Source organism: Protofrankia sp. CiP1_Cm_nod1 (assembly GCF_920888515.1).
Lineage (GTDB): Bacteria > Actinomycetota > Actinomycetes > Frankiales > Frankiaceae > Protofrankia.
Genome location: NZ_CAKKTM010000269.1, coordinates 1 through 13376, shown reverse-complemented (window position 1 = coordinate 13376; position 13376 = coordinate 1). Strand labels below are relative to the sequence as shown.

Annotated in this window: 13 protein-coding genes and 1 pseudogene; 11 read left to right on the top strand and 3 right to left on the bottom strand. The window is 70.6% G+C overall.

The genetic code is table 11. The features are described 5' to 3' along the window. Positions 1–69 precede the first annotated feature (69 nt). Entirely contained in the window at positions 70–267 is a 198-nt protein-coding gene (locus NBX02_RS12390; protein ID WP_445548392.1) for an Hsp20/alpha crystallin family protein, read from the bottom strand. A gap of 384 nt (positions 268–651) precedes the next feature. Here NBX02_RS12390 and NBX02_RS12385 point away from each other — a divergent pair, with 384 nt between their 5' ends. The 6 genes from NBX02_RS12385 (at position 652) to clpB (ending at position 7717) form a co-directional block, all read left to right on the top strand. Then, on the top strand, positions 652–1122 hold the full coding sequence (locus NBX02_RS12385; RefSeq protein WP_250282213.1) for a general stress protein: 471 nt from the start codon (positions 652–654) through the stop codon (positions 1120–1122). Positions 1123–1312: 190 nt separating this feature from the next. Next, a complete protein-coding gene (dnaK, locus tag NBX02_RS12380; protein WP_250282214.1) occupies positions 1313–3220 on the top strand; it encodes a molecular chaperone DnaK in 1908 nt (635 codons plus the stop codon). Further along, on the top strand, positions 3207–3809 hold the full coding sequence (locus NBX02_RS12375) for a nucleotide exchange factor GrpE (RefSeq protein ID WP_250282215.1): 603 nt from the start codon (positions 3207–3209) through the stop codon (positions 3807–3809). The genes dnaK and NBX02_RS12375 overlap by 14 nt, the downstream gene beginning before the upstream one ends. A gap of 1 nt (position 3810) precedes the next feature. Beyond that, positions 3811–4779 carry a DnaJ C-terminal domain-containing protein gene (locus NBX02_RS12370; RefSeq protein ID WP_250282216.1) on the top strand — a complete coding sequence of 323 codons (969 nt, stop codon included), beginning with the start codon at positions 3811–3813 and terminating at the stop codon, positions 4777–4779. Continuing rightward, on the top strand, positions 4776–5099 hold the full coding sequence (locus NBX02_RS12365) for a chaperone modulator CbpM (protein ID WP_250291414.1): 324 nt from the start codon (positions 4776–4778) through the stop codon (positions 5097–5099). The genes NBX02_RS12370 and NBX02_RS12365 overlap by 4 nt, the downstream gene beginning before the upstream one ends. After that, the gene (gene clpB / locus NBX02_RS12360) at positions 5090–7717 is read left to right on the top strand and encodes an ATP-dependent chaperone ClpB (protein ID WP_250282219.1); all 2628 of its coding nucleotides are present in this window, start codon (positions 5090–5092) and stop codon (positions 7715–7717) included. Before NBX02_RS12365 ends, clpB begins: the two co-directional genes overlap by 10 nt. 356 nt (positions 7718–8073) lie before the next feature. Here clpB and NBX02_RS12355 read toward each other — a convergent pair. Beyond that, a pseudogene (locus NBX02_RS12355) lies at positions 8074–8991 on the bottom strand (aldehyde dehydrogenase family protein); the annotation flags it as partial. A gap of 66 nt (positions 8992–9057) precedes the next feature. On the opposite strand from NBX02_RS12355, the gene NBX02_RS12350 reads away from it, so the two are divergent. Next, on the top strand, positions 9058–9279 hold the full coding sequence (locus NBX02_RS12350; protein ID WP_250282221.1) for a transposase: 222 nt from the start codon (positions 9058–9060) through the stop codon (positions 9277–9279). Positions 9280–9308: 29 nt separating this feature from the next. Here NBX02_RS12350 and NBX02_RS12345 read toward each other — a convergent pair whose 3' ends face one another. Then, the gene (locus NBX02_RS12345; RefSeq protein WP_250282222.1) at positions 9309–9596 is read right to left on the bottom strand and encodes a hypothetical protein; all 288 of its coding nucleotides are present in this window, start codon (positions 9594–9596) and stop codon (positions 9309–9311) included. Positions 9597–9753: 157 nt separating this feature from the next. On the opposite strand from NBX02_RS12345, the gene hisD reads away from it, so the two are divergent. The 4 genes from hisD to NBX02_RS12325 form a co-directional block, all read left to right on the top strand. Continuing rightward, positions 9754–11049, top strand: coding sequence for a histidinol dehydrogenase (gene hisD, locus NBX02_RS12340; RefSeq protein ID WP_250291416.1), 1296 nt, complete (start codon positions 9754–9756; stop codon positions 11047–11049). Then, positions 11046–12470 (top strand): histidinol-phosphate transaminase, encoded by a 1425-nt coding sequence (locus tag NBX02_RS12335; RefSeq protein ID WP_250291413.1) that lies wholly within the window; start codon positions 11046–11048, stop codon positions 12468–12470. The genes hisD and NBX02_RS12335 overlap by 4 nt, the downstream gene beginning before the upstream one ends. Before the next feature lie 6 nt (positions 12471–12476). Continuing rightward, on the top strand, positions 12477–13064 hold the full coding sequence (hisB, locus tag NBX02_RS12330; RefSeq protein ID WP_013873786.1) for an imidazoleglycerol-phosphate dehydratase HisB: 588 nt from the start codon (positions 12477–12479) through the stop codon (positions 13062–13064). Between the two features lie 16 nt (positions 13065–13080). Further along, on the top strand, positions 13081–13376 hold a 296-nt coding region (locus NBX02_RS12325), incomplete at its 3' end, for an imidazole glycerol phosphate synthase subunit HisH (protein ID WP_445548391.1).

Below are 13376 nucleotides of genomic sequence, written 5' to 3'. Positions count from 1 at the left end.
CTAAGCCTCTTGTGAACCTCCCTTGAACACCTGGGGGAAGGCACGCGAGGAAGGGAAGGCGTGGTCAGGTCAGCCCGGGCCCGAGGCGTCATCGATCGTCCGGCCGCTCTGCCTCGCCGAGGGCCCGGAGATCTCGATGTGGCGGGGCTGGCTGCTGCGGGCCTTCGCCAGCCGGACGGCCAGCACCCCGCTGTCCAGGCTCGCCGTCACCGATTCGGGGTCGACGTCTCCGGGCAGCGTGATCTGGTGCTCGAAGTGGCGGAGCAGGTCAATGATCTATCCCCATGCCTGGTACGCAAGGCACACGAGCCAGTTCTCGCGGCCCCCGGGGATCTCGGGCGCACTCGGTTGGGTATCCGGCACGCGGGCAGTCTCTGAGAACGACCGCGTCGTTCGGGGAGACATCTTGGATGCTTTGCGCGGTGGTGCAACCACGACCCACGTCGGGTGGGGGCGATCGATATGTCACATGGTGATGGCGATTTCGCGACAGATGAGGACGGTGCCCGCGGCTCACGATCGAATGACCTTGGAGCCGGTGCTCCTCGAGCAGGGGTTCTCCACCACGGTGACCCGCGCCTCGATGATGCTCGGAGCGAGCGGGGGACGGACCGGGCGGCCGGGATCGGCCGCACGGTCGGGTCGCAGAAAGTGGTCGCCACCTTCAGTACCTACGCCGATGCCGAACGGGCCGTCGATCGACTTGCCGACCTTCACTTCCCGGTGGAGAGGACCGCCATCGTCGGCCGCGACCTGCACACGATCGAGAAGGTCACGGGCCGGCTGACCTGGGCGTCCGCGGCAGGCCGGTCGGCGCTCGCTGGTGCCGTCACGGGCGCGCTGATCGGCTGGATCTTCGGCCTGTTCAACTGGATCAATCCTGTCCAGGCAGCGGCGCTGCTCGCGCTCTACGGAGCCATCTTCGGCGCAATCCTCGGTGCTCTGATGGGCCTGCTGATGTACGCGTTCAGCCGGGGCCGGCGGGATTTCGTCTCCGTGTCGGCGCTGAGTGCCGATCGCTACGACCTGCTCGTCGATGCCGACGTGGCGGACGAGGCGGCCCGGCTCCTGGCGCAGACCGAGTTCGGCCGGCTCTCGTCCGCCGGGAGCGGCCGGAGCTGACATTGATCGTCCGTCGGCCCGGCACGCGCGGTGGCGCGTCGTGCGGACGTGTCGGCCTCTGCTCCGCCGTCTTGCACTGGTTCGCCGGGTGGCGGCGTGTTGCGGTCTTCGTCCGGCCGGTCCTAGCGTGGTCGTGAGGACTGCCGGGGCCCCGCCACTTCCATCAGAAGGCTCCCACCGGGAGGTCATCGTGGGTAAGGTAGTAGGAATAGACCTGGGTACTACGAACTCGGTCATCGCCGTCGTCGAGGGTGGCCAGCCGACAGTTATCCCCAATATTGAGGGCTCGCGCACGACGCCTTCGGTCGTTGCTTTCACGGAGAGCGGCGAGCGGCTGGTGGGTGAACTCGCCCGCCGTCAGGCGGTTCTCAATCCCAAAGGCACGATCACCGCGGCCAAGCGATTCATCGGCCGCCGGTACAGCGAGGTCACCAGCGAGCTGAAGACAGTCACGTACGACATCACCGCCGGGAAGGAAGACGCAGTACGGATCTTCGTTCGCGGGCGCGAGTACGCCCCCGAGGAGATCTCGGCGATGGTGCTCCGGAAACTGGCCGACGACGCCGCCAAGTTCCTCGGCGAAAAGGTCACCGAAGCCGTGATCACGGTGCCGGCTTACTTCAACGACGCGCAACGGCAGTCGACCAAGGACGCCGGCCGGATCGCCGGCCTGGACGTACTGCGCATCATCAACGAGCCCACCGCCGCCGCGCTGGCCTACGGGATGGACAAGAGGTCGCACGAGACCGTACTGGTCTTCGACCTGGGCGGCGGCACCTTCGACGTCTCCGTCCTCGACGTGGGCGACGGGATCGTCGAGGTGCGCGCCACCGCCGGCGACACCCATCTCGGCGGCAACGACTGGGACCGCCGCCTGGTCGACTTCCTTGCCGACGATTTCAAGAACCAGACCGGCATCGACCTGCGCAACGATCCGCAGGCACTGCAGCGGCTCTTCGAAGCCGCCGAGAAGGCGAAGGTCGAGCTTTCGTCCGTCTCCCAGACCCAGGTCAACCTGCCGTTCATCACCGCCGACGCGAACGGCCCGAGACACCTCAACACCACCATCACTCGCTCGCAGTTCGAGAAGATCACGGCCGATCTGCTCGAGCGGTGCCTGCCGCCGCTGCGCCAGGCGATGGCGGACGCGAAGGTCTCCGAGCAGGACCTCGACGAGGTGATCCTCGTCGGCGGCGCCACCCGCATGCCGGCCGTGCAGGCCCTGGTGCGCCGGCTGACCGCCGGCAAGGAACCCAACATGACGGTCAACCCGGACGAGGTCGTCGCCGTCGGCGCCGGCATCCAGGCCGCGGTCATCAAGGGCGAGGTCTCCGACGTGCTGCTGCTGGACGTCACCCCGCTCTCCCTCGGCGTGGAGACGCTCGGCGGCGTGAGCACGAAGGTGATCGAGCGCAACACCACCATCCCCGCGCGCCGGAGCGAGACGTTCTCGACGGCGGAGGACAACCAGTCGGCCGTCGACGTCGTGGTGCTCCAGGGCGAACGTGAGATGGCCGCCGACAACCGGACGCTGGGCCGGTTCCGGCTCGAGGGCATCCGACCCGCCCCGCGCGGCCAGGCACAGGTCGACGTCACCTACGACATCGACGCCAACGGCATCCTCAACGTCACCGCGAAGGACAAGGGCACCGGCGCCGAACAGCGGATCACCATCTCGGACAACACCAACCTGCCGCAGGACGAGATCCAGCGCATGGTCGCTGACGCCGAGCGCAACCGGGCCGAGGACACCCGGCTGCGCGAGAACGCCGACGCCCGCAACCAACTCGACACGATCGCCTACCAGGTCGAGCAGCGGCTCACCGAACTCGGCGACCAGGTCCCCGTGCACGAGAAGGCCCGCGCCGAACAGCTCATCGCCGACGCTCGCCGCGCGCTGGAGGAGCACGCCGACGTCGACCGCGTCCGGCCGATCATCAACGATCTCCAGCAGGTCCTCTACGGCCTTCCGGCTGTCGCGCAGCGCGAGGCGGCATCGACGGCCAGCGGCGGAGCTGGAGCCGGTGGACCGGGCGAGACCTCGGCCGGTGGGGACGACGTCATCGACGCCGACTTCACCACCCATGACGATGGGTGAGAACCGATCGGATGCCGAGCGGCCCGAGACCACCCCGGCACCCGACCTCGCCGCGAAACTCGAGCAGTGCCAGGCCAGCCACCTGCGGACTCTCGCCGACTTCGACAACTACCGTCGGCGGACCGGACGCGAGATCGGCGCCGCGAAGGCAGCCGAGCGGGATCGTGTGGTTCTCGCGTGGGTGCCGGTGCTGGATCACCTCGAGCTCGCCCTCTCGCACACGGACGCCGACCCCGACTCGCTCGTCGACGGGGTACGCGGGGTACGCCAGCTCGCTCTGGGCGCGCTGCGGAACTCCGGGGTCACTCGACTCGACGACGAGACCGGCGCCTTCGACCCGACCCGTCACGAGGTCGGCGCCGTCGTCGACAGCGGCTCAACGTCCCGTCCGCCCCCGGCGGGCACCGTCGTGGAGGTGCTCCGGCCGGGCTACCAGGCCGACGGCCGCGTACTGCGTCCCGCGTCCGTGGCCGTGAGCGCCGGACCGAAACCGAACAGCGGAGCAAGATCGAACAACGGGCCAAGGCAGGATACCGGGTCAGAACCAGGAATGGGACCCGGACCGGATACCGAGCCGGAAGCATCGTGACATGAGCAGCGGCCGGACCACGAATCGGGCCAGCGAGGACTTCTACGAGATCCTCGGGGTCCCTCGGAACGCCGACGCTGACGCGATCCAGCGGGCGTACCGGAAACTCGCCCGCCAGTACCACCCCGACGTCAACTCCGATCCTGGGGCCGAGGAGCGGTTCAAGGACCTGTCGGAGGCGTATGACGTGCTCTCCGATCCCGACACCCGGGCGCGCTACGACCGGTTCGGCGGAGATTTCCGCCGGATGCCCGAAGGCGCCGAACGATGGGCAGGCGCGGGTGGCGGGGCGCGTGCCGGCGCCGGTGGCCCGGGCTTCCGGTTCGAGGGGTTCGAGGGGTTCGACTTCGAGGACCTGTTCGGCGGTATGGGCGGCGGATTCTTCCGCGGCCGAGGCCGGGCGGGACCGGTGTCCGGTGCCGACCAGGAAGCCGAGATCGAGGTCACCCTCGCCGAGGCCTACCGAGGCGGTCGGCGCAGCGTCACCCTGGCGGGCCCGACCGGACCCCGCGAGGTCCAGGTCACCATCCCGCCCGGAGTGATGCACGGGCAGCGGCTGCGGCTCGCGGGCCAGGGCGGGCGCGGCCGGGACGGCGGGGATCCGGGCGACCTCTACCTCGTGGTGCGGCTGGCGCCCGGCCCCCGATTCCGGGTCGAAGGCCGGGACGTGCACACCGATCTGCCCCTCGCGCCGTGGGAGGGCGTGCTCGGCACGAAGGTCGCCATCACCATCCCGGACGGCGAGCAGGTGATCGTCACCGTCCCGCCCGGCAGTTCCACCGGCCGCAAGCTCCGCCTGCGCGGCAAGGGCCTGCCCCGCTCGGCGCGTGGTTCGAGGCGCGGTGACCGCGCCGGCGACCTCTACGCGCACGCCCGAATCATGGTCCCGGCCAACCCCACTGCGCGGGAGACGGAGCTGTTCCGCGAGCTCGCGGAGGTCTCGTCCTTCAACCCCAGGGAGAGGTCATGACGACGCTGCTCGTGCGCGCTAGCGCCCGTACTCAGGGCCTCGACCTCGACGCGTTCTGTGTCGCGGCGCACCTGCATCCCGACCTCGTCCGACGGCTGGTGACGCTGGGTCTCCTCGACGCGGAGATCGACCCCGCCGGCCACTACACACTCGCGATGACGGCGGTGGCACGCGCCGGCCGGATCGAACGGCTGCGCCGCGACCTCGGCATCACCTACACGGCGACCGGGGTCGTGCTCGACCTGCTCGACCGGATCGACGAACTCGAACGGCTCCTCCGTGCCCGACCCGCCCGAGGCGAGGTGCATCCATGGACATGAACAAGCTGACCGAGAAGTCCCGCGAGGCTCTTGACGCCGCGCAAGCTCGAACGGTGCGCCTCGGCCATGCCGAGGTGGACGGCGAGCACCTGCTGGCCGCGCTGATGGAACCACCCGAGGGACTGGTGCGCCGCCTGCTGATCGCCTCGGGCGGAGATCCGGCCGCGGTCGCCGAAGTGGTCGAGAACGAACTGCGGCGCCGGCCCAAGGTGTCCGGACCCGGCGTGCGACCCGGCGAGGTGTATGTGACCCAGCGGCTGTCCCGCCTGCTGGACGCCGCCAGCAGGGAGGCCGGTCGGCTCAAGGACGAGTACGTGTCGGTCGAGCACCTCCTCCTCGCCCTCGTCGACGAGGGACAGTCCAGCGCCGCCGGCCGGATCCTCGCCCACAACGGCCTCACCAGGGAGAAGCTGCTCACCGCGCTGACCGAGGTCCGCGGGAACCAGAGGGTGACGTCCGCGAACCCCGAGGCCACCTACGAGGCGCTCGAGAAGTACGGCCGCGACCTGGTCGCGGAAGCCCGCGACGACCGGCTCGACCCGGTCATCGGCCGCGATTCCGAGATCCGCCGGGTCGTGCAGATCCTCTCCCGCAAGACGAAGAACAATCCGGTGCTGCTCGGCGACCCCGGGGTCGGCAAGACGGCGATCGTCGAGGGCCTCGCCCAGCGCATCCACCGGGGCGACGTACCTGAGGGACTGCGCGACCGGACGGTGTTCCAGCTCGACCTGGCGGCGCTGGTCGCCGGAGCCAAGTACCGGGGCGAGTTCGAGGAGCGACTCAAGGCGGTTCTGAGCGAGGTCAAGGCGGGCGAAGGCCGGATCCTGCTGTTCGTCGACGAGCTGCACACCGTCGTCGGCGCCGGCGCGGCCGAGGGGTCGATGGACGCCGGGAACATGCTCAAGCCGATGCTCGCCCGCGGCGAACTGCACCTCATCGGCGCCACCACCGTCGAGGAGTACCGCAAGCACATCGAGGCGGACGCCGCCTTCGAACGCCGCTTCCAGCCGGTGCTGGTCGACGAACCGACGGTGGAGGACACGATCTCGATCCTGCGCGGACTGCGCGAACGGTTCGAGATCTTCCACGGCGTGCGGATCCAGGACGGTGCGCTGGTCTCGGCGGCGGTGCTGTCGCACCGCTACATCTCCGACCGGTTCCTGCCCGACAAGGCGATCGACCTCGTCGACGAGGCGTGCGCCATGCTCCGCACCGACATCGACTCGATGCCCACCGCGCTCGACGAGATCACCCGCAAGGTCACCCGGCTGGAGATCGAGGAGGCCGCGCTGGCAAAGGAGAACGACCCGGCCAGCGTCGCCCGGCTCGACCAGCTCCGCAAGGAACTCGCCGACCTGCGCGCGGAGGCCGACGCGATGCGCGCACAGTGGGAGTCAGAACGGCAGGCCATCCGCAAGGTCCAGGAGCTGCGCGAGGAGATCGAGCACGTCCGCCGGCGCGCAGACGAAGCCGAGCGTGCCTACGACCTCAACACCGCCGCCGAGCTGCGCCACGGCCAACTCCCGGAACTGGAACGCCGGCTGGCCGCCGAGGAGGAACGTCTGGCCGGCCGCCAGCACGGGCAACCGCTGCTGCGTGAACTGGTGACCGAGGAGGAGATCGCCGACATCGTCTCCCGCTGGACCGGCATCCCCGTCACCCGGCTCGTCGAGGGCGAGCGCGAGAAGCTGCTGCGCCTCGACGACATCCTGCACCAGCGGGTGGTCGGCCAGGACGAGGCCGTCAGCCTGGTGGCGGACGCCGTCATCCGCGCGCGCTCTGGTATCAAGGACCCCCGGCGCCCGGTCGGGTCGTTCATCTTCCTGGGACCGACCGGCGTGGGGAAGACCGAGCTCGCACGCACGCTCTCCGAGGCGCTGTTCGACGCCGAGGAGGCGATGATCCGCATCGACATGAGCGAGTACCAGGAGCGCCACACGGTCAGCCGGCTGATCGGCTCTCCTCCGGGCTATGTCGGTTACGAGGAGGGCGGCCAGCTCACCGAGGCGGTGCGTCGCAAGCCGTACTCCGTGGTCCTCTTCGACGAGATCGAGAAGGCGCATCCGGATGTGTTCAACACGCTCCTGCAGGTCCTCGACGACGGCCGGCTGACCGACGCGCGGGGCCGAACCGTGAACTTCACCAATACGGTGATCATCATGACGTCGAACATCGGCTCGCAGTGGCTGATGGACGCGGTGACGCCCGACGGCGAGATCGAACCCGAGGCCCGGGCCCGGGTGATGGCCGACCTGCGGGAACGATTCCGCCCGGAGTTCCTCAACCGGCTCGATGAGATCGTCCTGTTCAAGCCGCTGACCCTGGCCGAAATCGAACAGGTCGTCGACCTGCTCGTCGAGGACCTGCGCCGGCGGCTCGTGGACCGCCGGATCACCCTGGAGATCACCGAGCCGGCCCGGTTGTTCATCGCCCGCGAGGGGTTCGACCCGGTCTTCGGCGCCAGGCCGCTGCGGCGGTTCATCCAACGTGAGGTCGAGACCCGGATCGGCCGGGCACTGGTCGCCGGCGACGTCACCGACGGCTCCCGCGTCACCGTCGACCTGATCGAGGGCCACCTCGCTGTCACGCATGACGTGCCCGCGATGCAGCGGGGATGACGGCCGCGGCGGCGCGGCGCGGTACTCAGCCGCGGATAGACACCCCCGGCGGGTCCTCGGTGACTCCGCCTACGGCACCGCCGAACCACCACTACCGGATTTTGGTAGCTCGTAGGATCTGGCGGTGTCGCCGCCTCCGGTACGGCCGATCCCGGTCCACCGCGTTTCCCCACCGGGCCGCGCTGATCACCGCCGCGGAGGCCGTCGACCGCGGTTCACCCGCCCGCCTCGAGATCGGGATGGTCAAGACCCGCGGTGCCGCCCTGCTGCACGACGTCGTCGACCGGGGCCGTCCAGGTTCACGGCGCACTCGGCCTCACCCCCGACACACCGCTGGCACACCGTCCGAGCGGGCATCAGCCCAGAGCGTCGGTGATCGGCGCGTCCGTCCCCATCGTCACGATCAGCTTCCGGTTGGCGAACTCCTTGATGCCGAGGTGGGACAGCTCCCGGCCGTAGCCGGACCGCTTGATGCCGCCGAAGGGCAGTTCCGGCTCGGATGACGTCGGATGGTTAATCCACACCATCCCGCTCTCGATCCGGCTGGCGACTGCACGCGCCCGGGAGATGTCGCTGCTGAACACCGCACCGCCGAGACCATAGGGCGAGTCGTTCGCCAAGGAGACCGCCTGGTCATCGTCCTGTACCCGATAGACGACCGCGATCGGTCCGAACAGCTCTTCGCGATGGGCGCGCATCTTCGGCGTCACGCCGACGAGGACCGTGGGTTGCACGAACGCTCCGGGGTGGTCGACGCGCCCGCCGCCGACGACCGCGGTCGCTCCCTTGTCCAGCGCGTCGCGGACCTAGTCTACCAGCGTCTGGGCGGCCTGCTCGGAGCACACCGGTGCCAGCGTGGTGGCCTCGTCAACGGGGTCGCCCGGAACCAGCTCGAGCATCCGTTCGGCCAGCGCGGTCACGAACCGGTCGAATACCTCGGATATCACGATCATCCGCTTAGTGCTCACGCAGCTTTGCCCCATGTTGTGCAGGCGGCCGATCAGGGCCGCTTCGACGGTGCGGTCGAGGTTGTTGTCATCGAGCACGATGAACGGGTCGCTGCCGCCCAGCTCGAGGACGCTCTTCTTCACGTTTCGGCCGGCGGTCTCACCGACGCTGACCCCGGCCCGGTCGCTTCCGGTCAGCGATGCGCCCCGAACGACATCAGACTCAATCACCCGGTAGACCTCGCGGCCGGGAACCAGGAGGTTGGTGTAAAATCCTCGCGGCGCACCCGCGTCGGCGAACAGCTGCTCGACGGCTAGGGCCTGTTCTGAGTCCGGATCACAATCGGGGTGTTCGTCCTTCGCTCGGGTGCTTCGGCTGGGTAGCACGGCTGTATGACGCGTGGTGAGCTGACCGACGGTGAATGGGAGTTGATCGAGCCGCATCTCCCGCTGGGGACGTCCGGACCGATCCCTGACCTGCGCAGCTGTTTCAACGCGGTGATGTGGAGGTTCCGTACCGGTAGCCCCTGGCGGGACGTGCCCGAACGCTACGGCTCCTGGTCGACGATCTACGACCGGTTCCGCGCGTGGGCGCGGGACGGGGTCTTCCAGTAACGCGCCGGTGTCATAAACAACCGTGCGCATTATCCGGCTGCCTGCCAGGGTTCGTCGTCGAACAGTCCGGCCTCTGCGAGGAATGCGCGGGCGCGTTGCCGGAACTCTTCGGGCAGCTTGCCGTGTTCGCTTTCGTACTCGGCGACCAGTTCCTGTGCGGTAGCCCTGCCGGCGGCATGCAGGGTGGCTGCGCGGGCTTTCTCGACGGCGGCCTCGGTCAGCCATGCGGATACCGGCTTGCCTTCTTCCGCGGCCGCTGTCTTGATCGCCTTCTCGACCTCGGAGGGCACCGAGATCGACAACTTGCGTACACCCATGATCCTAGTGTAATGCCTGGTAGGAAGATCTTCCTACCGTATCCAGTGGTCCTGACGAGGTCTGCCGATGGGAAGTGGGGCCGTCGACGTGGGGGCGGAGGGCGTTGGGATCCGGGAGATCGACGGAACGGGGGTGGGTACCGATACGCTCATCGTCGTGCTGAGAACGCTCGACCTGCGTGGAAGTCTGCCGTCACCGCCACGGGTGCGCGGGCTGCTGCCCCGCGCCGCGCTGGACGTCGACGCCGCGCTGGCAGCGGTCCGCCCGGTCTGCGACGACGTGCGCGACCGGGGGGACGCCGCGGTCCTCGACGCGGGGGAGCGGTTCGACGGGGTGCGGCCGCCCTCGGTCCGGGTTGCCGCGGACGCGCTGGCCGCCGCGCTGGACGGCCTCGACCCGCGGGTACGGGACGCCCTTGAGGAGGCGATCCGGCGGACCAGGCTGGTGCACCGCGCCCAGCGCCGCGAACCGGTGACCATCGACGTGGCCCCGGGCACCAGGGTGACGGAGCGTTGGATCCCGGTGCAGCGGGTCGGACTCTACGTGCCGGGCGGGCGGGTCGCCTATCCCAGCAGCGTGGTGATGAACGTCGTGCCGGCGCAGGAGGCCGGGGTCGCCTCCCTGGCGCTGGCGTCGCCGCCGCAGGCGGAGTTCGGCGGTCTGCCGCATCCGGTGGTCCTCGCCGCCGCCGCGCTGCTGGGCGTGGAGGAGGTGTACGCCGCCGGCGGCGCCCAGGCGATCGCGATGTTCGCGCACGGGACGTCCAGCTGCCCGGCGGTGGACGTGGTGACCGGGCCGGGCAACATCTACGTGACCGCGGCGAAGCGGCTGCTGCGCGGCCTGGTCGGCGTGGACGCCGAGGCCGGACCGACCGAGGTCGCGATCCTCGCCGACGACACCGCGGACCCCGCCCACGTCGCCGCCGACCTGATCGCCCAGGCCGAGCACGACCCGATGGCCGCCTGCCTGCTGGTCACCCCGTCGCGAGACCTGCTCGACGCGGTCGAGACCGAACTCGACAAGCAGGTCGCGGTGACCCGCCACCAGGAGCGGGTACGCACGGCACTGACCGGCCAGGGGGCGGCGGTGGTGGTCGACGACGTCGACGCGGGCCTGGCGGTGGTCGACGCCTGGGCCGCCGAACATCTGGAGATCCAGACCGTGGACGCCGCGGCCGTCGCCGGCCGGGTCCGTAACGCCGGGGCCGTGTTCGTGGGGGCATGGGCGCCGGTGTCGCTGGGGGACTATCTCGCCGGCTCGAACCACGTCCTGCCGACGGGCGGTACCGCCCGGCACAGCAGTGGGCTTTCGGTGTCGGCGTTCCAACGGCAGGTTCACGTGGTGGAGTGTGACCGCGAGGCTCTCGCCGAGGTGGCGCCCAGGATCGCCGCGCTCGGTGGCGCCGAGGATCTCATCGCCCACGTCGACGCGGTGGAGGTGCGGCTGCGATGACCACAACAGGATCGGGATCGGGATCGGGATCGGGACCGGCGAGCGGAGCCGGGCCGGCGAGCGGAGCCGGGCCGGTGACCGGACCAGCGGGCGGATCGCCGAGGGGATCAGGGTCGGACGGCGCGGTCGCCGGCTGGCCCGCCACACCCGCCGCCGGCCGTAGCCGCCCGGTGCGCTCACCCACGCTCGACGAGCTGCCGCTGCGGGACGATCTGCGCGGCATGGTGCCCTACGGCGCGCCGCAGCTCGACGTCCCGGTGCTGCTCAACACCAACGAGAACCCGCACCCGCCGTCCGCCGGGCTGGTGGACGCGCTGGGCAAGGCCGCCTCCCTCGCCGCCACCGAGGCCAACCGCTATCCGGACCGCCAGGCCGAGGCGCTGCGCGCCGACCTGGCCTACTACCTGACCCCGGACGCCGGTTTCGGCCTGCGCACCGACCAGGTGTGGGCGGCGAACGGGTCGAACGAGGTGCTCCAGCAGCTCTGCCAGGCCTTCGGCGGGCCGGGCCGGGTCGCGCTGGGGTACGAGCCGTCCTATTCGATGCACCGGCTGATCGCGGTGGCGACCGCGACCGGCTGGGCCGGTGAGCGCCGCGAGCCCGACTTCACCCTCGACCCGGACGCGGTCGCCGCGGCGATCCACCGGCACCGGCCGTCCCTGGTCTTCCTGGCGTCGCCGAACAACCCCACCGGCACCGCGCTGCCGCTGGAGGTGGTGCTGGCCGCGTGCGCGGCGGTCGGTGAGACCGGCTCCGGCATCGTGGTCGTGGACGAGGCGTACGCGGAGTTCCGCCGCGCCGGGGTCCCCAGCGCGCTGGCCCTGCTGCCGTCCCAGCCGCGGCTGGTGGTCACCCGGACGATGAGCAAGGCGTTCGCGCTGGCCGGCGCCCGCATCGGCTACCTTGCCGCGCACCCGGCGGTGGTCGACGCGCTGCAGCTGGTGCGCCTGCCGTACCATCTGTCGACCTTCACGCAGGCGGTCGCGCGCACCGCGCTCGCGCATGCCGACGAGCTGCTCGCCACGGTCGAGGCGGTCAAGGCGCAGCGTGACCGGCTGGTGGCCGAGCTGACCGGGCTCGGCTGCGCGGTGGCGCCCAGCGACGCGAACTTCGTCCTGTTCGGCCGGTTCACCGACCAGCGGGCGGCGTGGCAGGGGCTGCTCGACGCGGGCGTGCTCGTCCGGGACGTCGGCCTGCCCGGCTGGCTGCGGGTCACCGCCGGTCTGGCGGGCGAGGTCGACGCCTTCCTGACGGCGACCCGCGCGCTGCTGGCCGAGGGGGCCACGGCGCTGGCGCCCCCCGCCGCCGCGCCGACGGATCCGGCCTCCGCAGCCGCGGCGCCCGCTACCGCAAGGCCTGCCACCGCGACGTCCACCGACGCGAGGCCCACCGTCGAACTGCCCTACCTCGGGGAGGAGTGACCAGGGATGGGTCGCACAGCCCGCATCGAGCGCAAGACCCTGGAGTCGCACGTCGTCGTCGAGCTGGATCTCGACGGGGCGGGTGTGTCGTCGTCGTTCACCGGGGTGCCGTTCTTCGACCATATGGTCAGCCAGCTCGGCAAGCACGGCGGTTTCGACCTCACCGTCCGCACCCGTGGTGACCTGCACGTCGACGCCCACCACACGGTCGAGGACACCGCGATCGCCTTCGGTGACGCGCTGCGCGAGGCGCTCGGTGACAAGTCCGGGATCCGGCGTTTCGGGGACGCCCTGGTGCCGCTGGACGAGGCGCTGGTGCAGGCCGCGGTGGATCTTTCCGGCCGTCCGTACTGCGTGGTCGTCGAACCGGAGCTGATCGAGCTCATCGGCACCTACGACACGACGCTGACCCGGCACGTCTTCGAGTCGATCGCCGCGTCGGCGCGGATCGCTCTGCACGTGCGGGTGCTGTCGGGCCGCAACGCCCACCATGTGGTCGAGGCCCAGTTCAAGGCGGTCGCGCGGGCGCTGCGGGACGCGGTCGCGCTCGACGGGCGGGTAGCCGGCGTGCCGTCCACCAAGGGCGTGCTGTGACGGGGAGGGGCCCGCGGTGACGGGGCCGCGGGTGGTCGTCCTCGACTACGGGTCGGGGAACCTGCGCAGCGCGCAGCGGGCGCTCGCCCGAGTCGGCGCGGACGTGACCGTGACGGCCGACCTGGCCGCAGCCCGGGCCGCGGACGCCCTGGTGGTCCCCGGGGTGGGCGCCTACGCGGCGTGCATGGCCGGGATCGACGCGGCCGGCGCGGCACCGGTCATCCACGAGCGGGTCGCCCAGGGACGTCCGGTGCTGGGGATCTGCGTGGGGATGCAGGTCCTCTACACCCTCGGGGACGAGCACGGTGTGCG